Genomic DNA, 20,448 nt, shown 5'->3' with positions numbered 1-20,448 from the left:
TAAGCGTAAAAAAGGAGCCTTAGGCTCCTTTTCCGTTTCTGCACTTTTTATCGCGCATGTTCCACTCAGGTTAAGCCGACTTAGCGCTTTGGCTTTTTAGCCTTCCAGTGGCGAGTGTTATAGATAAATTCGGGTAATAATACGGTGAGCCAAGCGACGAGGCGCCAGCGTTTAGTCACATAGACGCGGCGTTTACCTTGCTTCATTGCTTTGATGATCTGTGCTGCGACTTGTGGCAACGGGGCAAGCCACATTGCACTTTGTTGCATGGCGGCTTTATCGAGTAAACCGAGTTGGATATCGGTAATCGTAATGGGTAACTTGAGGCGCTGGGCGTGCATACATAAGCCCTCAAGGTAATTCTGCCCAAAGGCTTTTGAGGCGTGATAGGCCACACTTGGGCCACCGCGCAAACCTGCGATAGAGTTTATTGCCGCCAGTTGTCCATAACCTTGCTCGCGAAATAGTCTAAATGCCGTATTGCAGATAGCGGCAAAACCTCGCACATTGACATCGATAATGTCTTGCTCTGGCAGCCAAGGCAGCTCAGGATCATAACTATTGAGGCCTGTATTGACTAAGACTAAGTGCGCACCGCCAAGACTCTGCCAGACGGATTCAAGTTGAGTGATAATGGCTTGAGGCTGTTCAATTTGAAGTGAAAATACTTGTACTTTTGTTGGCAAGGATAAGGCAAAATCGCGGAGTGATTCTGGATCTTGGGCGAATAAGACTAATTCAACCTGTTGATCTGCCAATTGCTTTGCAATTTCACGACTTAATTGTGAGCTAGCTCCCACAATTATTGCAGTTGCTTGGGTCATAGGTTTTTCGGCAACGAAATGGTGGCTTATGATAGGAAGATATGTTCGCCAAGACAAGATTTATAGCTTGGGCGTATGGACATCTAGAAGTCTTTATGTATGATTAGGAGAAACAAAATGAACAAATGGTTGCGTTTAAGCGCGTTGAGATTAACTGCTTTAGCATTAATGGCACTAATGGGTGTGTTATCGGGTTGTGCGACACCCAATGCTATCGTGGAGATAAAAGGCGAGACCTTGTATCGCGAACGGATTGCTCTGCCCGCAGAGGCTAAGGTCGTAGTGCAACTGCTCGATGTATCAAAAATGGATGTGCCAGCCATAGTGATGGCGGAGCGCGTACAACAAGGTGCAGCAACACCCACGCCATTCAGTTTTGCGATTGGCAGTGATCAGTTCCAACCCGGGCACACTTATGCCATAGGTGCACGGATAATGCTCGGTGATAAGTTATTGTTTATTAATACTCAAGCCTATCACATTGACCTCAATTCGACTGAGCCAATGACGATACTGCTAGAGAAAGTCGGTGGCTAGTTAGCCCGCTCAGAAGTGAGCTGACATACGCGCCGAATCCGTTGGTATTTACGAACAGAAGAGGCGCGGTATGCCGGTTAGAATTCCAGATCATCTGCCCGCAGCAGAAGTGTTAGAGTCAGAAAATATTTTCGTTATGTCCGAGACGCGGGCGGCGAATCAAGATATCAGGCCGATGAAGGTGCTGATTTTGAACTTGATGCCGAACAAAATCGAGACAGAAACCCAGTTACTGCGTTTACTGGGCAACACGCCTTTACAAGTCGATGTGGATTTACTGCGTATTCACGACAAAGAATCCAAGCATACTTCCATCGATCACATGAATACTTTCTACCGTGACTTTGAAGCCGTGCGCCATAAAAATTACGATGGTCTTATCATCACAGGTGCGCCGCTTGGGCAAATCGATTTCGAAGATGTCGTTTATTGGGACCATATCCGTGAAATCATCGACTGGTCGCAAGAACATGTCACCTCAGTGTTGTTTTTATGCTGGGCAGCCCATGCGGGCTTGTATCATCTCTATGGTTTAAATCGAAAAATATTGCAACAGAAGCGTTCAGGCGTATTCGTGCATCGCCGTACCTCTCAGCATTTCCCGTTACTGCGCGGTTTTGATGATGAATTTTTTGCACCCCATTCCCGTTTTGCCGAAATGGATGTCGAAGAAATTAGACAACATCCACAGCTGCAGCTATTGGCCGAGTCCGATGAGGCTGGGGCTTATTTGGTATTGAGTCGGAACAATCGCAACTTGTTCGTGATGGGTCATCCTGAATATCAAAAGTCGACCTTAAACGAGGAATATCAGCGAGATTTAAGCCAAGGCTTAGATCCTAATGTGCCACAGAATTATTATCGCAATGATGATCCTAAAGCCGACGCCATTGCCCGCTGGCACAGCCACGGTAGTTTGTTGGTGAGTAATTGGCTTAATTATTACGTCTATCAGTTAACCCCTTACGACTTAAGCGATATGACGGCGATGACACCGTGGGAGTCGCGTTAACTCGTTTTTTGGCAATTTATTCAAATGCTTTCACATGGATGTGACTATGCAATGATTATTTCGAGATGGTAACCATAGCAAGCAATATAACTTGATTAACTCAGCACGTTAATCAATATCAATATCAATATCAATATCAATATCAATATCAATATCAATATCAATATCAGATTAATCGGAAGTAATCATCATGAGCAACGAGAATGTCATTGGATGTCTAATGCTTAGATATCAAAAATTTTTAATTGCTAGTTGGGATATTGTATTTCCTGATTTTGAAGATACTGATTTTCAAAATGATTTAAAGGATGATTGGCTAGAAGTCAATTGGGAACTTATCGTTGAATCACACTTCAATGTGGGTAAGGAAAGAATTAACTTGTCCCGTTATGGAGCTGGTGCCGCAGGACGATTCGATCGTGTATTTATTGAAGGCGCACAAGAAACTCATGAGGTTAAATGCTTTGCCGATAAAAATAACACCCTATTCAATATTGTTGATGGCATCAATATCGTCGTTCCAAAAGAAGGGTTTACATTCCGTAGGTTTGTGAGTATCCAAGATGGTTGGTATGTACAAGCTGTGCCATTTAATATGGTTCAGGTTAACGAGCTAGAGGACGCAGTATTTACTATTGAACAGATTGATTTTCGACTATCTGCAGTAATACATTCATATTCTGCTGGTAGTGTTTAACACCTCCCAATTCCCAGCTTGGCTGTAAATCCTTACTGACATTTTCCCCTGATAAAATCTGCACATTAGACCAAGGAATACTTGCTTTACGTTCGCGTAAACGTCAGAGTGGTTTTATTGTCGATTTTATTAAACGTCCCGAGGCTGGTACTAGGCTTCGTGGTCAATTTAGGTTGGAGCCTTCATGAGTACTGAACAGATAAATCAAGATATCGTTATCGTTGCCGCTAAACGCACCCCAATGGGTGGGTTTCAAGGCAACTTATCATCCGTAGCATCACCCATGTTAGCCGCGACGGCCATTAAAGGCTTGTTAGCGGAAACGCAATTGGCGGGTGAGCATGTCGATGAAGTCTTGATGGGCTGCGTATTACCCGCAGGCTTAGGCCAAGCGCCTGCACGTCAGGCAACTTTGGGTGCGGGATTACCCTTATCCGTTGGTGCGACCACAGTGAACAAAGTCTGTGGTTCAGGCATGAAGACGGTCATGTTAGCCCACGATTTGATTAAAGCGGGCAGTGCAAAAGTGGTGATCGCAGGCGGCATGGAAAGCATGAGCCAAGCGCCGTATTTACTCGATAAAGCCCGCGGCGGCATGCGCATGGGCCATGGCAAAGTGTTAGACCATATGTTTTTAGATGGCCTTGAAGATGCCTACACGGGCGGTGCTATGGGGACGTTCGCCCAGAAAACAGCCGATGAATTTGGTATCACCCGCGAGCAGATGGACGCTTTTGCCCTAAGCTCGCTCGAAAAAGCCAATGCCGCGATTAACTCGGGTGCCTTTAAAGCCGAAATCACGCCCGTTACTGTCAGTGATCGTCGCGGTGATGTGACTATCGATACCGACGAGCAACCCGGTAATGCCCGCCCTGAAAAAATTCCTACGCTGCGCCCAGCCTTTACCAAAGATGGCACTATCACAGCGGCAAACTCTAGCTCTATTTCCGATGGCGCAGCAGCATTAATGCTGACCTCACGCGGCGAAGCTGACCGTTTAGGCTTAGCCGTGTTAGCGACTATTAAAGGCCATGCAACCCACGCCCAAGAGCCTTCATTGTTCACCACTGCACCGGTTGGCGCTATGGCGAAATTGCTGGCCAATGTCGGTTGGTCAACGGATGAGGTGGATTTATTCGAAATCAACGAAGCCTTCGCTATGGTGACTATGCTTGCTGTGTCTGAGCTAGGTTTAGATATCGCTAAGGTAAACGTTAATGGCGGCGCCTGTGCCTTAGGCCATCCTATTGGTTGCTCGGGTTCACGTTTGCTGGTGACCTTAATTCATGCTTTAAAAGCCCGCGGTCTTAAGCGCGGTGTTGCCTCGCTGTGTATCGGCGGTGGTGAAGCGACGGCGATGGCCATCGAGGTTTAATCGCAAAGGTTTTAGTAAAATCAGGTTTTAGTTAAATCAACAAGACGGGGCTGGCAAGGGCAATCACTTCCCTTGAGGATAATCATAATATCGCACCGCCAGCCAATCACTCTACAAGGAAAGGATTGCAACATGACCACACAAGTAAAGCATTACATTGACGGTGAGTTTACCCAAGGTACTGGCACATCGCAGATTATTGTCACCAATCCCGCGAATAACTCGCCGATTGCAGTGATTAATGCTGCTACGAGCGAAGAAGTTCACGCTGCCATTGCTAGCGCCAAAGCCGCCTTCAAAACGTGGAAAGAAGTGCCAGTTTCTGAACGTGCGCGCGTCATGTTGCGTTATCAACATCTGCTAAAAGAACATCACGACGAACTTGCGACCATTCTTGCAAAGGAAACCGGTAAAACCTTTGAAGATGCCAAGGGCGATGTATGGCGCGGTATCGAAGTCGCTGAACACGCTTGTAACGTAGCGTCATTATTGATGGGCGAAACCGTTGAGAACGTCGCGCGTTCAATTGATACTTACAGCTACACCCAACCACTGGGTGTGTGTGCCGGTATTACGCCATTTAACTTCCCTGCGATGATCCCGTTATGGATGTTCCCACTGGCGATTGCCTGCGGTAACACCTTCATTTTAAAGCCTTCAGAACAAGATCCTATGACGCCGCAGCGCCTTGTTGAACTGTTTGTTGAAGCGGGTGCACCTAAGGGCGTATTGCAATTAGTGCATGGCGACAAAACTGCCGTGGATATTCTGCTGGCAGACCCTGCGATTAAAGCCATTTCCTTCGTCGGTTCTGTGGCTGTGGGCCAGTATATTTATAAAACCGGTACCGATAATTTAAAACGCGTACAAGCCTTTGCGGGCGCGAAAAATCACTGCGTTATCATGCCTGATGCGAACAAACAGCAAGTGATCAATAACTTAGTTGGTGCTTCTGTGGGCGCGGCGGGTCAGCGCTGTATGGCGATTTCGGTTGCCGTGTTTGTTGGCACCGCGAAAGAGTGGATCCCTGAATTAAAAGAAGCCTTAGCCAAGGTTCGCCCAGGTTTATGGGACGATAAAGAAGCCGGTTACGGCCCTGTCATAAGCCCTGCAGCCAAGGCTCGCGTGCTCAAGCTTATCAAGCAGGGGATTGATGAAGGCGCCGAGTGTTTGCTCGATGGCAGCGACTTTACTGTGGCAGGTTATGAGTCAGGCAACTGGATTGGCCCAACCATGTTCAATAAAGTCACTACCGACATGAGCATCTATAAGGAAGAAATCTTCGGCCCTGTACTGTGCTGCATGGAGTCGGACTCCTTAGAAGCGGCCATCGAATTAGTCAATGCCAGCCCTTATGGCAACGGTACTTCTATCTTTACTGCCAGCGGTGCGGCTGCTCGTAAATATCAACACGAAATAGAAGTCGGCCAAGTGGGAATTAACGTACCTATTCCTGTGCCATTGCCTTTCTTCTCATTTACTGGTTGGAAGGGCAGTTTCTATGGTGATCAACATGCCTACGGTAAGCAAGCGGTACGTTTCTATACCGAGACTAAAACCATCACTTCACGCTGGTTCGAGTCCGATATCGCCGTGGCGTCTACGCCAAACATGAGCATTAATCTACGCTAAGCTAGTACGCAAAGCTCAGTGATGAAGCTCGGTGATTAATCGATAAACCACGGCGTCTTTACGGCGCCCAATTTATAAAATAAAAAAGTGACCACAGAGTCATAGGAGAGCCCAATGGATTTTAATTTCAACGATGACCAACGCCAGTTTGCCGATCTTGCGCGCCAGTTTGCCGCGGAAGAGTTAACCCCGTTTGCCGCCAAGTGGGATGAAGAACACCATTTCCCCAAAGACGTGATCCAAAAAGCCGGTGAGCTGGGTTTTTGCTCTCTGTATTCGCCAGAATCAGAAGGCGGCATGGGCTTATCGCGCCTCGATGCATCGATTATTTTTGAAGAGCTCGCCAAGGGCTGCACAGCGACCACGGCCATGCTGACGATTCACAATATGGCCACTTGGATGGTGACAACTTGGGGCACTGAAACCCTGCGTCAGACTTGGTCTGAGCCGTTAACCACAGGGCAAATGTTAGCGTCCTATTGCTTAACTGAGCCGGGCGCGGGTTCAGACGCCGCATCTTTGCAAACCAAAGCGGTGCGCGACGGTGATGAGTATGTGATTTCAGGCTCAAAGATGTTTATCTCAGGTGCAGGCGCCACTGAGCTATTAGTGGTGATGTGCCGCACGGGTCAAGCTGGGCCTAAGGGGATTTCTGCCATTGCCATTCCGGCGGATGCCGCTGGTGTTATCTACGGTAAGGCCGAAGACAAAATGGGCTGGAATGCCCAGCCGACCCGTCAAATTACCTTTGAAAACGTGCGCGTGCCAGTAGCGAATTTGCTCGGTGAAGAAGGCCAAGGTTTTGCTTTCGCGATGAAAGGCTTAGACGGCGGTCGTATCAATATCGCGACCTGTTCAGTCGGTACGGCTCAAGCGGCGCTGGAGCGTGCAACTCAGTATATGAATGAGCGTCAGCAATTTGGTAAACCGTTAGCGGCGTTCCAAGCATTGCAATTTAAGCTCGCCGATATGGCGACTGAGTTAGTCGCAGCCCGCCAAATGGTGCGCCTTGCGGCCTTTAAACTCGACAGCAGCGATCCTGAAGCCACCGCCTATTGCGCCATGGCAAAACGTTTTGCCACCGATGTGGGCTTTCAAGTCTGTGATGCGGCGCTGCAAATTCATGGCGGATATGGTTATATAAGGGAGTACCCGCTGGAACGTCATTTCCGTGATGTGCGTGTGCACCAGATTTTAGAAGGCACCAACGAAATCATGCGCTTAATTATCGCCCGTCGTTTACTCGATGAAAATGCAGGACAAATCCTCTAAGTCTATTCGCAAGAAGTGTGACTTATCGGTTGGCGATAACATAAAAGGAGTCTATACAGATGGAATATTTAGTAGAACGTATCGAAGGCCATACGGCCATTCTGACGATGAATAATCCACCGGCAAATACTTGGACCGCCGAGAGTTTGCAGGCGCTCAAAGCCAAAGTGCTTGAGCTGAACGCGAATAAAGAAATTTACGCCTTAGTGTTAACGGGCCAAGGGCAAAAGTTTTTCTCCGCCGGTGCCGATTTAAAGCTGTTTAGCGACGGCGACAAAGGCAATGCGGCGACGATGGCAAAGCACTTCGGTGAAGCCTTTGAAACCCTAAGTCAATTTCGCGGTGTATCGATTGCCGCGATTAACGGTTATGCCATGGGCGGCGGCTTAGAAGTCGCACTGGCCTGTGATATTCGCATCGCCGAAATCCAAGCTGTGATGGCATTGCCTGAAGCGACCGTAGGTTTATTACCTTGCGCAGGTGGCACTCAGAATCTGACCGCATTAGTTGGTGAAGGCTGGGCTAAGCGGATGATTTTATGCGGCGAGCGCGTCGATGCGACTCAAGCTTTGAATCTGCGTTTAGTTGAAGAAGTGGTCGAAACGGGCGAAGCGCTCAATGCGGCAATTGCGTTGGCCGTAAAAGTCGCTAACCAAAGCCCAAGCAGCGTCACAGCGTGCAAGACACTCATTCAAGCGGGCCGCACTATGGCGCGTAGCCAAGCGCTGCCGATTGAGCGTGAATTATTTGTCGGGTTATTTGATACCGAAGATCAGGCCGAAGGCGTGAATGCGTTTTTGGGCAAACGTAAAGCTGATTGGAAGAACCGCTAATGACTAATGTAGTAGATAACGTAAATCAGGCCACGACCACGCAAAACGTGGTTTTTCAAACCTTAGCCACCGCGTCCGGTAAGTTGATTGGGGTGGTGACACTCAATGTGGAAAAAGCCCTCAACGCCTTAGATTTAGACATGGTGCGCGCTATGACGGCGCAGCTCAATCTATGGAAGAAAGACTCGCTTGTCGCTTGTATCGTGTTAGATGGCAGCGGTGAGAAGGCTTTTTGTGCGGGTGGTGATGTGCGCGCTTTATACCATGCATCCATTGCCGCTAAAGGACAAGTGACTGAGGAGGCAAAGGTTTTCTTCGAAGAGGAATATCGCCTCGATTATCTACTGCATACCTATGGCAAACCTGTGTTGGTGTGGGGCGACGGGATTGTGATGGGCGGCGGGCTCGGTTTGATGGCGGGCGCGAGCCACAGAGTCGTCACTGAAACCTCGCGCATTGCTATGCCTGAAGTGACGATTGGCCTGTACCCCGATGTGGGCGGCAGTTATTTCCTTAATCGTATGCAGGGCAAAATGGGACTGTTTTTAGGGCTCACGGCCTATCAACTCAATGCCGCCGATGCCTGTTATGTGGGCCTTGCGGATCATTACCTGAACCGTGACGACAAAGAACTGATGTTCGATGCCATGGCCACCTTAGATTGGAGCGATACACCAGCGCTTAATCATCAACGCTTAGATAGCATGATCAACGAGTTATCTAATCAAGTAGATATCCCTAAGGGCGAAAGTGTATTGGCGGACAGCCAAGATAGTATCGACCGACTGATGGCGGGGAGCTTAGAGGATATTGTCACCCGTATGTCGACGTTAGCCTCGGAGGATGCTTGGTTAATGAAGGCGCGTGACACCTTCCTTGCGGGCAGTCCTATCAGCTGGCATCTGGTTAATATCCAATCACAACTTGGTACTAAGTTAAGCTTAGCTGAATGTTTTAAATGGGAATTAACCGCCAGCGTTAACGTGTGTGCCCATGGTGATTTCTGTGAAGGGGTTCGCGCACTCTTGATTGATAAAGACAGACAACCCCAGTGGCGCTTTAAGGATGTGAACTCAGTGCCTACCGCTGTACTTGAGCAAATATTGACTTCCCCTTGGGGCGAGTCGCATCCCTTTAGCCAACTGAGCTAAGCGTTGAGTTGATTATGCATAGAGTTGGCTAAGCGTTGACTTGATTAGCGCAGACTTGAATAGTGCTGAGTGTATAGGCTCAGCCAAGCTCGCTTTACTCTGTGATAACGACAGCATAATCAACGGACTAGCATTATCACTACACTAAAAAGAGAACAGCACACAGGAGTGACAGCATGAGTACAGTAGCATTTATCGGTTTAGGCAATATGGGCGGCCCAATGGCGGCCAATTTATTAAAAGCGGGCATGACGGTTCGTGTATTTGATTTAGTTCCAGAAGCCATGCAAAGCCTTGCCGACCAAGGGGCCTTTGTTTCTAGCACGGCTTGCGGCGCGGCGGCGGGTGCCAATGTGGTGATCACTATGCTGCCTGCTGGCAAGCATGTGAAAAGTCTATATTTAGGCAATGGAACAGACAAAGGACTCCTCGAAGTGGTTGCGGGTGATACTTTACTGATCGATTGCTCGACCATAGATGCGCAAAGCGCGCAATTGGTGGCGGCCGAAGCGGCTAAAAGCGGCATCGAGTTTATGGATGCACCGGTTTCTGGCGGCACAGCAGGCGCGGCGGCGGGCACTTTAACCTTTATTTGTGGTGGTTCAGATACCGCTTTTGAGCGTGGTCAGCCAGTGCTGAAAGCTATGGGGGTGAACATATTCCACGCCGGTGGCCCAGGTGCGGGACAAGTCGCTAAAATCTGCAATAACATGCTGTTATCTGTGTTGATGGTCGGCACTTCTGAGGCGTTGCAAATGGGCATTGACCATGGTCTCGATCCCAAAGTCTTGTCCGACATTATGAAGGTCAGCAGTGGTGGTAACTGGACATTAGAGAAGTACAATCCATGCCCAGGTGTGATGGAGACTGTACCTTCTTCTAAGGGCTATCAGGGCGGCTTTATGGTAGATTTGATGGTTAAAGATCTCGGTCTGTCCCAAGAAGCCGCATTATTGAGCAACTCCAGCACGCCAATGGGCGCTTTAGCCCGCAGCTTGTATGTGAATCATGCAAGACAAGGCAACGGCCGCCGAGATTTTTCCAGCATTTTTGAACAATTTGCACAACTTAAAAAATAGACATAGTTAACAAGGGATAACCAGATGGATTTAAAAGATAAGGTTGTCGTCATTACTGGCGGCGCGGGTGGCTTAGGTCTGGCAATGGCGCAAAATTTTGCGCAGGCGGGTGCTAAGATAGCGCTTATCGACGTGGACCAAGAAAAACTCGAGCGAGCCTGTGCTGAGCTTGGATCGGACACTGAAGTCCAAGGTTATGCCTTAGACATTACCGACGAAGAAGACGTCGTGGCAGGTTTTGCCTATATTCTCGAAGATTTTGGCCAAGTGAACGTGTTAGTGAACAACGCCGGCATTCTGCGTGATGGCCTGTTAGTCAAAGCCAAAGACGGCAAAGTCACCGACCGTATGTCTTATGAGCAATTCCAATCTGTGATCAATGTGAACTTGACGGGCAGCTTCCTCTGCGGTCGTGAAGCGGCAGCGGCCATGATTGAATCCGGTCAAGCGGGCGTGATTGTCAATATCTCTAGCCTAGCGAAAGCGGGCAACATGGGTCAGTCGAACTATGCCGCCTCCAAAGCGGGCGTTGCGGCCATGTCTGTTGGCTGGGCGAAGGAATTAGCGCGTTACAATATCCGTAGCGCAGCGGTTGCACCGGGCGTTATCGCTACTGAGATGACAGCGGCAATGAAACCTGAGGCGCTGGAGCGTTTAGAGAAGCTAGTGCCAGTAGGACGCCTTGGTCATGCCGACGAGATAGCTTCCACCGTACGCTTTATTATTGAGAACGACTATGTAAATGGTCGCGTGTTCGAAATCGATGGTGGTATTCGTCTGTAATGACGATATCTTATTGATATTCATAAAAACCGAGCTGAGGCTCGGTTTTTTATTGCGTAAAGAAACATAATGGCATTTTGAACTCAGTCTTTGGATTTATTTAGATTTCACTGTTGGAGTTGACATTTAGTTGTTAACCTTCAACAATCGCCCTCCAGTTTTTTTACATAACTTTACATACATGCTTGTCGCATGTAACGGAGCTTAACATCCGGATGTCTTGGCAGGATAAAGCCCTCTGGCTTGAGAAAATCACTAAACGCATGATGTTAATCGTGGGTGTCCTAGGGTTGATTGTGATCTATTGCGGGTTCTTTTTTCTGCTCTTCAGTGGTCGCTCTGTGGCCGTGATCCCGTGGTTTTTCCTTATCTCACCTTGGGTGTGTATTTATTTTGGCTTAACGCAAGTACAGCAAGTGCAAGTGGTAAATTGGTTCTTAAAAAAATTTAAAAAATAACCAATTTCTGCAAGTTCCTATTTTGTTTCGGTTTGTGCAGTTGGCAAACATTGGGGAGAAACAATGAAGTTACATGGATATTTATGGGTGCTAGGGAGTTTGTTTTGTTTGGGGGCTTGCGAGCGCTCGAACAAAGAAACACCGCATCTTAGTGATAATGGTGAGCGTATTGTTGCGCCCTATGGCAGTTGGCTGTCTCCCTTATCCGCGAACGATGTTTTTGAACAGGCCGATAATGTCGCCGAGTTACAAAGCGTAGATGGGGCGATTTATTTCTCTGAATCTGATGGTGATAAGCAAGGCCAAGTAGGGATTAAGCGTCTCGATAAAAAGGGCAATATCGCCGACGTCGTGCCGCCAAGCTTTAATGTTAAATCCGCCGTCCATGAATACGGCGGCGCCGCCTTTTTAGGGATAGGCCAGAGTTTGTTTGCCACTAAGGCACAGGATCAACTGTTTTATCGTTTCGCCCCTAATCAACCTCCACTGCCGTTAACGCCTAATGGCACCCGTCATGCCGACTGTATCGCTTATCCTAAAGGGTCGCGGATTATCTGTGTGCGCGAGGATCATCGCCAGCCCGGTGAGCCCAAGGCGAGTCTAGTAACAATCAATCTTAACTTTGCTGGTGAAGGCGATACTTTTGTCTCGGGGCATGACTTTATTTCTTCGCCCGCTATCTCGCCCGACAACAGCCAACTGGCATGGATCACGTGGGAACATCCCTATATGCCATGGGATAACAGTATTCTCTGGCTTGGCGATCTCGACCGCAAAGGGCAACTGCACAATATTCGTAAGGTCAACACGCCTACGGATTCTTCGGTGACACAGCCATTATTCAGCCCTGATGGACAATTGTATGTCGTGTCGGATATCAGTAACTGGTGGAATATCTATCGAGTCACGGCACAAAATACCTTAGCCCCAGTGCTGAACAAAAAAGCCGAGTTTGCCGTGGCCGATTGGTATTTAGGCAATCACAACTACGCCTTCGAATCCGAAAAAACCATCATTGCCAGCTATATGCTTGGCAGCCAGGCGGCGTTAATTCGGTTGCATTTGGATTCGGGTTTAACCGAGTCCTTAGCCGTCGATTTCGGCGAAATCACTCAAGTGATCAGGGGCGAAGATGCCGTCTATTTTGTTGGCGCTAAGGCAACGCCAGAGAAGGGTATTTATAAAGTCATCGGCCGTGGCACTGAGTTGGTGTATACGCCTAACTTGCCAAAGCTTGATCCCAATTATATTTCTCGGGCAAAAAATATTACCTTTAAAACCGGCGTTAACCAGCAAGCCTACGGTTATTTTTATGGGCCGGTTAACCCCAACTATACAGCGCCCCATGATACCCGCCCGCCGCTGATAGTAATGTTGCACGGCGGCCCAACGGCGCGGGCGAGTCTGGCTTATCGCAGTGACATTCAATTTTGGACCAGCCGTGGCTTTGCGGTACTCGATGTTAATTTTCGCGGTAGCAGTGGTTTTGGCCGCGCCTATCGTCAGAGTATTTACGGAAAATGGGGCCAAGCTGATGTGGAAGATGCGGTCAATGCGGCCCGTTATTTAGTCGATAAAGGTTGGGTTGATGGACAAAAGCTGGCGATTCGAGGCGTAAGCGCAGGTGGGTTAACTGTGATGTCGTCCTTGGCTTTTTATGATGTGTTTCAAGCGGGTGTCAGTTACGCGGGGATCAGTGATTTTGAACAGCTGGCCAAGAGTACCCATAAGTTTGAGACTGGGTATTTAGATCAGCTCATTGGTCCCTATGCGAACAATCAAGCCCGCTATAGGGAGTTGTCGCCGCTGTATCATCTTGAAGGCTTGAATGAGCCCTTGTTAATTTTTCAAGGCTTGCGGGATCAAATTGTGCCGCCACAGCAGTCGCGACAAATTTATGAGGCGTTAAAAGTCAGAGGTGTGCCAACAGCTTATATTGCCTATCAAGATGAGCCACACGGCGGTTGGAAGCCAGAACACAGGGCCGCAGGATTAGAGACCGAACTCGCATTTTATGGGCAAGTGTTTAACTTCACCCCTGCGGGTAAGCTGGCAACATTGGTGCTGGATAATGCTGCGGCGTTAAAGCCGCCCGTCTTGAAAGGTCATCCCCGCGCTACTCGCGCTTATTGATCTAACTTGTCGTTATTACTTCAGGTTTTTACCGCAACACTCAGAGCCTGCATCGTGCAGGCTTTGATTTTTATGGGATTTGTCTTCGTCAGTCTCGTTGTCCTCATGGCTTAGGCTATCAATAATGGCGCAGTGGGGCTGATCGCCGCCTTGGCATTGGGTCACCATGTGTTGTAATTGCGCCCTAAGCTGTTGCAACTTATTGATTTGCTCTTCGACATAGGCAAGGTGAGTACGGGTAAGTTGTTTGACGTCTTCGGCATTACGGCTTTCATTGCCCTTAAGGCCAAGCAAGGATTTGCAATCCTCTAGGCTAAAACCTAAGTCGCGACATTGATGCACAAACTTAAGTGCTTCAATATCTTGATGGCGATAAACTCGATAACCCGCCTCATTGCGCTCGCCGCACACTAAGCCAATATCATGGTAATAACGGATACTCTTAACGCTCAAGCCCGTTTGTTTTGCCACTTCGCCTATCTTCATCTTGACCTCTATGTTTCCAACTGAATGGTATCACCCATTTCGCCCAGCAATTAATTGTCGATGTGATCACATTGAGTAAATTCATCCTTGACTCTCCCGCAATGGGAGACTTTATCTTAGACCTATAGTGTAAAACATCAAGTGAGGGATCTCCCATGTCTATGACCAGACTCTATGTCGCCAATATGAATTGCGCTGGCTGCGTCGCGAAAATTGAAAAGGCGTTTGCCGCCCAAGCGGGCGTCGAAGCGCGTGTTAATCTCGCCGATAAACAAGTGACGGTAGAAGGCAAGATGAGCGCCGATACCGCCTTAACTGTGATGGAAAAAGCAGGTTATCCGGCGCAGGTAGTGGTGGATGCAAAAGTCGCCGCCGAAGAAAAACGCCTAGAAGATGCCACTGAGTATCGGCTGCGGATGCGCCAAGCTATAGCCGCGCTCGTTGTGGGCGTGCCTATGATGCTGTGGGGATTATTGGGCGGCGAGATGATGATCAACAGTCCAGCGATGCAGCTTGGCTGGGGCATTATGGGACTGGTCACCTTGGCCTTGCTTGTCACCACGGGCGGACATTTTTATCAAGGCATGTGGCGGGCGCTAAAAGCCAAAACCACTAACATGGATACGCTGATTGTGCTGGGCACCAGTACGGCATGGGCTTATTCCATGCTGGTGGTCATTATGCCTAGCGTATTCCCTATGGATACCCGCCATGTGTACTTTGAGGCGAGTGTGATGATTCTAGGTTTGATTAACTTAGGTCACGGACTCGAGCTTAAAGCGCGCGGCAAAACCAGTGAAGCGGTGCAGCGATTACTTGGCTTGCAATCCACCACTGCTATTCGGATCACGGATAAGGGTGATGAAAAGGTTGAGATAAGTCAGTTGAAACTGGGCGATAAGCTGCGCTTGCGCCCCGGTGACCGAGTTGCCCTCGATGGTGAGGTCGAAACGGGGCAATCCCTATTAGATGAAGCTATGCTCACAGGTGAACCCATTCCCGTGCTTAAAAATCGCGGCGACAGTGTGAGTGCTGGCACAGTCAATGGCAACGGCAGCTTAGTTTACCGAGTGACGGCGGGGCAAGAAGATACCAAGCTCGCCAAAATCATCGCACTGGTGCAGCAAGCGCAAACCTCGAAATTACCCATAGGTCGATTGGCAGACAGAATCTCAGCGGTATTTGTCCCGACTGTGGTGGCGATAGCGCTGTTGGCAGCGGCAATTTGGTATTTTGTGGGGCCAGCACCCGCCTTAAGCCATGCGTTAGTGGTGCTGACGAGCGTGCTCATCATAGCGTGCCCCTGTGCGCTGGGGCTTGCGACACCTATGTCTATCATGGTGGCCGTTGGCCGCGCCGCCCAAATGGGCGTGTTAGTCAAAAATGGCGAGGCCTTGCAAACCGCCAGTAAAGTCGATTTTGTGGTACTGGATAAAACCGGCACTGTCACCTTAGGCAAGCCGCAAGTCACTGATTTTAATTTAGTGCAAACGCTGAGTGATGCCGATAAAGAGACTTTGCTGGGTGAAATTGCGAGTCTTGAGCAGCACTCTGAGCATCCGTTAGCGGGGGCGATTGTTAGTTATGCCAAGCAATCCCTGTCGCAATTGCCCGACACACAGGCATTTACGAACCATCAAGGTAAGGGGATTGAGGGCAAGGTCGATGGCGTATCGCTGGCGATTGGTAATCTCGCCTTAATGACGGCATTGGATATTGTTAATTCCGATGGCAGTGCCTTAGATCCAAAAGCGACATTAAGCTTTGCAAACCAAGGTAAAACTCCGATTTATGTCGCCAAAGCGGGCAAGTTAGTGGCCACTATCGCGCTTGCCGATCCGATTAAACCTGATGCTAAAGACGCCATCGCGGCCATGTTGCAAAGGGGTATTCGCGTGGTGCTGTTAACGGGTGATAACCCACAAACGGCGCAGGCGGTGGCCGACCAAGTGGGCATCACTGAAGTGATTGCCGGTGTACTCCCCGAGCAAAAACAACAGCATGTGCTGGATTTGCAAAAGCAAGGACATGTGGTGGCTATGGTAGGGGATGGCATTAACGATGCGCCTGCTCTGATGAGCGCCGATGTGGGGATTGCAATGGGATCGGGCACTGAGGTGGCGATTGAAAGTGCGGATATCACCTTGCTGTCGCAGCAGTTGATAGTGATTGCTAACTTATTGGCATTGTCGCGGGCGACGATTACCAATATTAAGCAGAATCTGTTCGGCGCCTTTGTGTATAACAGCTTAGGCATTCCGGTTGCGGCGGGCGTGCTTTATCCACTCACGGGCATGTTATTAAGCCCTGTGATCGCGGGCGCCGCCATGGCTTTGTCTTCACTCACTGTCGTCACGAACGCCAACCGCTTAAGACGGCAGAAGTTATAAGCTGTCGATACCTAAGCTAACTCAAAATGTTGAAACGGGTATCTTGAGTTAGTTTAGGGCTATGTCTACATAAGCCTTTAGCGTCGGCAAGGTTTGCGACGCTAAGGGTCATCAGATTGTCATTCTGCTCGAATACATTGAAAGTTAAGCCAATAGGGTAAAATTAATTACGCTTCTCACGCAGGCATTGTGCGGCGATTTCGGCATTCCCTCTGGCTTTTGATCAGCCTTGGTAGTTGATAATTTAGCCCAAACTGCTATAGTGCCACGTTTATTTTTACCCCTTCGGCATAGCGTTATTTGGTTTATGCTTATTTAAAGCGGCGCCAGCTGGCTCGGCCAACATTACTCGATTTGGAAGTTCATTTTGATCACAACAGCAAATATCACCATGCAGTTCGGCGCTAAGCCACTGTTTGAAAACATCTCAGTTAAATTTGGCGGTGGTAACCGTTACGGTCTTATCGGCGCAAATGGCTGTGGTAAATCGACCTTCATGAAGATCCTGTGTGGTGATCTAGACCCTAGCAGCGGTAACGTTTCGTTAGATGTGAATGAGCGTCTGGGTAAACTAAGCCAGAACCAGTTCGGTTATGAAGAATTCAACCTGATCGATACTGTGATCATGGGCCACCGCGAACTGTGGAAGGTAAAGCAAGAGCGTGACCGTATTTATTCTTTACCAGAAATGAGTGAAGAAGACGGCATTACCGTTGCCAACCTAGAGATGGATTTTGCTGAGATGGACGGTTATACCGCCGAATCTCGCGCCGGTGAATTGCTGTTAGGTGTAGGTATCGGTATCGACAGCCATTTTGGTTTGATGTCTGAAATTGCACCGGGTTTAAAACTGCGTGTACTGTTAGCGCAAGCCCTGTTCTCTGATCCAGACGTGCTGCTGCTCGACGAACCCACCAACAACTTGGACATCGACACTATCCGTTGGTTACAAGACATGTTGAACCAACGTAGCAGTACTATGGTTATCATTTCGCATGATAGATATTTCTTAAACTCAGTCTGTACTCACATGGCTGACTTAGACTACGGCGAACTGCGCGTTTACCCAGGTAACTACGACGAATACATGCAAGCGGCTACCCAAGCTCGCGAGCGTTTATTGTCTGATAATGCGAAGAAAAAAGCCCAGATCTCTGAGTTGCAAACCTTCGTAGCACGCTTCTCGGCTAACGCTTCTAAGGCGAAACAAGCCACATCACGTGCCCGTCAAATCGACAAGATTAAGTTAGACGAAGTAAAAGCCTCTAGCCGTGTGAACCCCTTCATTCGTTTCGAGCAAGAGAAGAAACTATTCCGTAATGCCTTAGTGATTGAAAACCTGACTAAAGGTTACGATACGCCGCTATTTGAAGACTTAAACCTGATAGTTGAAGTGGGCGAGCGCATTGCGGTATTGGGTGAAAACGGCGTCGGTAAAACGACCCTGTTACGTACCCTGATCCACGACATCCCGCAGGATGCAGGTACTATCCAATGGTCTGAAAACGCCAACATTGGTTACTATGCACAGGACCATGAGTCTGATTTCGCGAACGAAATGACCTTGTTCGAGTGGATGAGCCAATGGCGCAAACCAGAAGATGACGACCAATCGGTACGTGGCATCTTAGGCCGTATGTTGTTTGGTTCTGACGACATCAAAAAGTCAGTCAAAGTGCTGTCTGGTGGTGAGAAAGGTCGTATGTTATTCGGCAAGCTCATCATGCAAAAAGCTAACATTTTAGTGCTCGACGAACCGACCAACCACATGGATATGGAATCGATCGAATCATTGAACAACGCGCTGGAAATGTACGAAGGCACCTTGATTTTCGTGAGTCATGACCGTGCATTCGTATCGTCGCTAGCTAACCGTATCCTCGAAGTGACTCACACAGGTGTGAATGACTTCAGAGGCACTTACGATGAGTTCCTTGCCAGCAAAGGCATCGAAGTCTAAGGTTATTCGCTATTTAGCTGCATGTGTAAATGCATGCATCTAAATTCAGCATCAATAAAAACGCCGCAATGCATTGCGGCGTTTTTGTATCTGTTATCTGTCTATTATCTAGCGATTAGTTTTTTATGCACTTGATTCTAGCGCATTAGCGACGCTCGTTATTGCACTGACTCTTGCTGCACATAAATCAAACTGTCGGTATCAAAACCGCGGGCTTTAGACATTTCAACAAACTTTTGCAGTACCTCGGTTGGCACAGTCGGGGTTTTAGCCAGTAGCCACAAATAATCCGTGTCGGGTCCCGATATAAAAGCGTATTGATAGTTTTCATGATCTAATTCGAAGACCACATACGATCCATAAAATGGCCCAAAGAAGGAGACTTTCAAATAGCCTTCTGAGTCCCCATTGACAAAATAGGCCTTACCTTCGGCTTCTTTCCATTCGTTTTTAGCCGCTGAGAATCCACGGTTAATGACCATCACACCGCCATCGTCTTTCAGGCTGTATTCTGCGCTAACTTGGCTTAACCCTCTTTCGAATGAATGATCTAAGCGCGCAATTTCGTACCATTTACCTAAGTATTTATTCAGCTCAAAATCATTAACGGGTTGAACCAATTTAGGCATGCCTAAACAACCGCTGAGCAAAAATATACTGATGACTAACAGTAGCTTTCTCAATTTGACCTCCTGATCCCAAATCTTAGTTGCACATCTTAAGTTAAATGTTCAATCAATCCTCTGTCGAGCTTACACTATTTTCTTCATATTATTTCAGCAACTTGGCTTCTGTTTGTTAAAGTTCTGTTGTTTAAAGTCGTGTCGGCGACAGTCTTGTGGGTTACTCGCTCGCAACCTGCACTTTGCGCTGACTTATAAAGCCTTGGCTAATGCCGGCCAGAATAATCAAGCCGACACCGCTTAATTGCATTGGGCTCAAGCTTTCACCAAATATCCACCATGCCAGCGTCACTACGATAACCGGTTCCACATAGGCGAGGGTGCCAAAGGTGACTGCTGGCAATTGGCGCAGGGCTTTTACCGCCAGTAATATCGCTAAAAATCCGGGGAAGAATCCAATCGCGACCAACCAAGCAATTTGCGGCAAACTTGGCGTCAGCGGCGCATTTATCACTAAGGGCAGTAGACATAAAGCGCCGACACAAAGCTGCACTAAAGTGCTCTGGTAGGGCGAACTCAGACTCGGTTTTCGGTTGATTAACATAAACCCGCAGTAGGTTAAAAGGGCGAGTAAAGCATAAAAATAGCCTAATAATTCAGTGTGATTGCTCGCTTGCTGCGGCCCTGTTGGGATCATTAACATAAAGCCCATCAGCGCGACCACTACGCTTGCCATGCTTAAGCGGGTGAGTTTTTCGGCAAAGAAATAATGGGCGAAAATAGCCGACACCACTGGGGCTAAGTAAATAATCATGATTACATTGGCCATTTGGGTGTACTGAATGGCTTCAATATAAAACGCCATAAAACCCGCGAGCATAGCGCCATTCACTAAGTTGCGTTTGCTGAGTCTATGGCGAATCTGATGGCCTTTACCTGTGAGCAGCATATAAGCCAATAGAAATAGGGCACCGAGTAGTAAGCGGTAGAAGGTAATGTGCTCGGCGGGCAGGGCGGCAAAGCGTGCGAATACACCGATAGTGCCCATAAGAATGGCCGCCAATAGGGCAAAAATGATTGGTAAAGCTGAGCTTGGCATAGATAACCTACAACAGAGTGAACAGAGAGTTAAGGGGCGACACCGTCCTGTGGACGGCGTCGATTTTGCCTTAAAAACTCACCCTAGGCTATGCCGATATATTA

18 protein-coding genes are annotated in these 20,448 nt (G+C 48.3%); 14 read left to right on the top strand and 4 right to left on the bottom strand.

Annotated features, from left to right (window positions below; all coding sequences use genetic code 11):
* Nucleotides 1–80 precede the first annotated feature (80 nt).
* Nucleotides 81–824: an SDR family oxidoreductase gene (locus Q4Q52_RS00260; RefSeq protein WP_006081021.1), complete on the bottom strand. Its 744-nt coding sequence runs from the start codon at nt 822–824 to the stop codon at nt 81–83.
* A 117-nt stretch (nt 825–941) separates the two neighbouring features.
* On the opposite strand from Q4Q52_RS00260, the gene Q4Q52_RS00255 reads away from it, so the two are divergent.
* From Q4Q52_RS00255 to Q4Q52_RS00200, 12 genes are all read left to right on the top strand, one after another.
* On the top strand, nt 942–1,361 hold the full coding sequence (locus Q4Q52_RS00255; RefSeq protein WP_006081022.1) for a YbaY family lipoprotein: 420 nt from the start codon (nt 942–944) through the stop codon (nt 1,359–1,361).
* A gap of 70 nt (nt 1,362–1,431) precedes the next feature.
* Nucleotides 1,432–2,373 carry a homoserine O-succinyltransferase gene (metA, locus tag Q4Q52_RS00250; RefSeq protein WP_006081023.1) on the top strand — a complete coding sequence of 314 codons (942 nt, stop codon included), beginning with the start codon at nt 1,432–1,434 and terminating at the stop codon, nt 2,371–2,373.
* A gap of 220 nt (nt 2,374–2,593) precedes the next feature.
* Entirely contained in the window at nt 2,594–3,070 is a 477-nt protein-coding gene (locus tag Q4Q52_RS00245; RefSeq protein ID WP_227257079.1) for a hypothetical protein, read from the top strand.
* Nucleotides 3,071–3,254: 184 nt separating this feature from the next.
* The gene (locus Q4Q52_RS00240) at nt 3,255–4,445 is read left to right on the top strand and encodes an acetyl-CoA C-acyltransferase (protein ID WP_311989560.1); all 1,191 of its coding nucleotides are present in this window, start codon (nt 3,255–3,257) and stop codon (nt 4,443–4,445) included.
* A 132-nt stretch (nt 4,446–4,577) separates the two neighbouring features.
* The gene (locus tag Q4Q52_RS00235; protein WP_311989559.1) at nt 4,578–6,077 is read left to right on the top strand and encodes a CoA-acylating methylmalonate-semialdehyde dehydrogenase; all 1,500 of its coding nucleotides are present in this window, start codon (nt 4,578–4,580) and stop codon (nt 6,075–6,077) included.
* A 114-nt stretch (nt 6,078–6,191) separates the two neighbouring features.
* On the top strand, nt 6,192–7,349 hold the full coding sequence (locus tag Q4Q52_RS00230; protein ID WP_006081028.1) for an acyl-CoA dehydrogenase family protein: 1,158 nt from the start codon (nt 6,192–6,194) through the stop codon (nt 7,347–7,349).
* A 59-nt stretch (nt 7,350–7,408) separates the two neighbouring features.
* Complete coding sequence (locus Q4Q52_RS00225) at nt 7,409–8,182, top strand: enoyl-CoA hydratase (protein ID WP_006081029.1); 774 nt, start codon at nt 7,409–7,411, stop codon at nt 8,180–8,182.
* Nucleotides 8,182–9,333, top strand: a complete 1,152-nt coding sequence (locus tag Q4Q52_RS00220) for an enoyl-CoA hydratase/isomerase family protein (RefSeq protein ID WP_259565756.1) — start codon at nt 8,182–8,184, stop codon at nt 9,331–9,333. Before Q4Q52_RS00225 ends, Q4Q52_RS00220 begins: the two co-directional genes overlap by 1 nt.
* Before the next feature lie 176 nt (nt 9,334–9,509).
* On the top strand, nt 9,510–10,412 hold the full coding sequence (gene mmsB / locus Q4Q52_RS00215) for a 3-hydroxyisobutyrate dehydrogenase (protein ID WP_311989558.1): 903 nt from the start codon (nt 9,510–9,512) through the stop codon (nt 10,410–10,412).
* A 24-nt stretch (nt 10,413–10,436) separates the two neighbouring features.
* Nucleotides 10,437–11,195, top strand: coding sequence for an SDR family oxidoreductase (locus Q4Q52_RS00210; RefSeq protein WP_006081032.1), 759 nt, complete (start codon nt 10,437–10,439; stop codon nt 11,193–11,195).
* A gap of 215 nt (nt 11,196–11,410) precedes the next feature.
* The gene (locus tag Q4Q52_RS00205; protein WP_006081033.1) at nt 11,411–11,653 is read left to right on the top strand and encodes a hypothetical protein; all 243 of its coding nucleotides are present in this window, start codon (nt 11,411–11,413) and stop codon (nt 11,651–11,653) included.
* Between the two features lie 63 nt (nt 11,654–11,716).
* Nucleotides 11,717–13,786 carry a prolyl oligopeptidase family serine peptidase gene (locus tag Q4Q52_RS00200; RefSeq protein ID WP_311989557.1) on the top strand — a complete coding sequence of 690 codons (2,070 nt, stop codon included), beginning with the start codon at nt 11,717–11,719 and terminating at the stop codon, nt 13,784–13,786.
* 15 nt (nt 13,787–13,801) lie between these two features.
* Here the strand turns inward: Q4Q52_RS00200 and Q4Q52_RS00195 are convergent, their stop codons facing one another.
* Nucleotides 13,802–14,272 carry a MerR family DNA-binding protein gene (locus Q4Q52_RS00195; protein WP_259511283.1) on the bottom strand — a complete coding sequence of 157 codons (471 nt, stop codon included), beginning with the start codon at nt 14,270–14,272 and terminating at the stop codon, nt 13,802–13,804.
* Between the two features lie 155 nt (nt 14,273–14,427).
* Here Q4Q52_RS00195 and Q4Q52_RS00190 point away from each other — a divergent pair, with 155 nt between their 5' ends.
* Both Q4Q52_RS00190 and Q4Q52_RS00185 read left to right on the top strand, forming a co-directional pair.
* A complete protein-coding gene (locus Q4Q52_RS00190; RefSeq protein ID WP_311989556.1) occupies nt 14,428–16,662 on the top strand; it encodes a heavy metal translocating P-type ATPase in 2,235 nt (744 codons plus the stop codon).
* 367 nt (nt 16,663–17,029) lie between these two features.
* Nucleotides 17,030–18,622, top strand: coding sequence for an ABC-F family ATPase (locus Q4Q52_RS00185; protein WP_080514475.1), 1,593 nt, complete (start codon nt 17,030–17,032; stop codon nt 18,620–18,622).
* A gap of 158 nt (nt 18,623–18,780) precedes the next feature.
* On the opposite strand, the gene Q4Q52_RS00180 is transcribed toward Q4Q52_RS00185, so the two are convergent.
* Nucleotides 18,781–19,305 (bottom strand): lipocalin family protein, encoded by a 525-nt coding sequence (locus Q4Q52_RS00180; RefSeq protein ID WP_012588096.1) that lies wholly within the window; start codon nt 19,303–19,305, stop codon nt 18,781–18,783.
* 160 nt (nt 19,306–19,465) lie between these two features.
* Nucleotides 19,466–20,344, bottom strand: a complete 879-nt coding sequence (locus Q4Q52_RS00175; RefSeq protein WP_311989555.1) for an EamA family transporter — start codon at nt 20,342–20,344, stop codon at nt 19,466–19,468.
* Between the last annotated feature and the right edge of the window lie 104 nt (nt 20,345–20,448).

The organism is Shewanella sp. SP1S2-4 (assembly GCF_031932075.1).
GTDB classification, from domain to species: domain Bacteria; phylum Pseudomonadota; class Gammaproteobacteria; order Enterobacterales; family Shewanellaceae; genus Shewanella; species Shewanella baltica.
The sequence above is the reverse complement of the archived record's forward strand: the minus strand, read 5'-3'. Positions and strand labels throughout refer to the sequence as shown.

Bases quoted from the DNA above. Each gene is read 5' to 3' on its own strand.
- Q4Q52_RS00260 (WP_006081021.1), bottom strand. From the start codon at position 824: ATGACCCAAGCAACTGCAATAATTGTGGGAGCTAGCTCACAATTAAGT.
- Q4Q52_RS00255 (WP_006081022.1), top strand. From the start codon at position 942: ATGAACAAATGGTTGCGTTTAAGCGCGTTGAGATTAACTGCTTTAGCA.
- metA (WP_006081023.1), top strand. From the start codon at position 1,432: ATGCCGGTTAGAATTCCAGATCATCTGCCCGCAGCAGAAGTGTTAGAG.
- Q4Q52_RS00245 (WP_227257079.1), top strand. From the start codon at position 2,594: ATGCTTAGATATCAAAAATTTTTAATTGCTAGTTGGGATATTGTATTT.
- Q4Q52_RS00240 (WP_311989560.1), top strand. From the start codon at position 3,255: ATGAGTACTGAACAGATAAATCAAGATATCGTTATCGTTGCCGCTAAA.
- Q4Q52_RS00235 (WP_311989559.1), top strand. From the start codon at position 4,578: ATGACCACACAAGTAAAGCATTACATTGACGGTGAGTTTACCCAAGGT.
- Q4Q52_RS00230 (WP_006081028.1), top strand. From the start codon at position 6,192: ATGGATTTTAATTTCAACGATGACCAACGCCAGTTTGCCGATCTTGCG.
- Q4Q52_RS00225 (WP_006081029.1), top strand. From the start codon at position 7,409: ATGGAATATTTAGTAGAACGTATCGAAGGCCATACGGCCATTCTGACG.
- Q4Q52_RS00220 (WP_259565756.1), top strand. From the start codon at position 8,182: ATGACTAATGTAGTAGATAACGTAAATCAGGCCACGACCACGCAAAAC.
- mmsB (WP_311989558.1), top strand. From the start codon at position 9,510: ATGAGTACAGTAGCATTTATCGGTTTAGGCAATATGGGCGGCCCAATG.
- Q4Q52_RS00210 (WP_006081032.1), top strand. From the start codon at position 10,437: ATGGATTTAAAAGATAAGGTTGTCGTCATTACTGGCGGCGCGGGTGGC.
- Q4Q52_RS00205 (WP_006081033.1), top strand. From the start codon at position 11,411: ATGTCTTGGCAGGATAAAGCCCTCTGGCTTGAGAAAATCACTAAACGC.
- Q4Q52_RS00200 (WP_311989557.1), top strand. From the start codon at position 11,717: ATGAAGTTACATGGATATTTATGGGTGCTAGGGAGTTTGTTTTGTTTG.
- Q4Q52_RS00195 (WP_259511283.1), bottom strand. From the start codon at position 14,272: ATGAAGATAGGCGAAGTGGCAAAACAAACGGGCTTGAGCGTTAAGAGT.
- Q4Q52_RS00190 (WP_311989556.1), top strand. From the start codon at position 14,428: ATGTCTATGACCAGACTCTATGTCGCCAATATGAATTGCGCTGGCTGC.
- Q4Q52_RS00175 (WP_311989555.1), bottom strand. From the start codon at position 20,344: ATGCCAAGCTCAGCTTTACCAATCATTTTTGCCCTATTGGCGGCCATT.